General features: G+C 57.7%; 1 protein-coding gene. It reads right to left on the minus strand.

The annotated features are described in order from the left end of the window. Positions 1–409: UPF0236 family transposase-like protein (locus DXX99_RS11080; RefSeq protein ID WP_205664717.1), on the minus strand; the 409-nt coding region annotated here is incomplete at both ends.

Consider the following 409-nt stretch of genomic DNA (forward strand, 5'->3'; position numbering starts at 1 on the left):
AGCCAAAACCCGCGCCATCCTGTCTGCTCCTGCCTCCGTCCAGCTGGCTCCCAACCGCTTCATCCGCCGCGCCACGTTGTGCTGTACCTGCCCCTCTATGGCCCCCAGATGCTCCGCAACAGAAGAGCTAACTATTCCCGACCAGTTCTCCTTGAGATACTGCCAGAGCTTCTCTATTCTCCTCCTCTTAGCCCCGCGAACTCTCCTTGCTGCTCCTCCCAAAATCTCTTCTACCTTCCCCCAGTCCCCCAGATAAATGGCCTGCCTGATCCCACTATAGGCCTCCTCATCGTGCCAAAAAGCCTCTATAAGCCGCCGGTTCAAATGGTAAGGGTCCAAAACGTGTACCGCCCCAGGGAAGTAATCTACCCCCTGCTTGGCCCACTCCGCCCCGTCACTCCCAAGGTAT

The organism is Ammonifex thiophilus, assembly GCF_003368535.1.
Classification (GTDB): domain Bacteria; phylum Bacillota; class Desulfotomaculia; order Desulfotomaculales; family Ammonificaceae; genus Ammonifex; species Ammonifex thiophilus.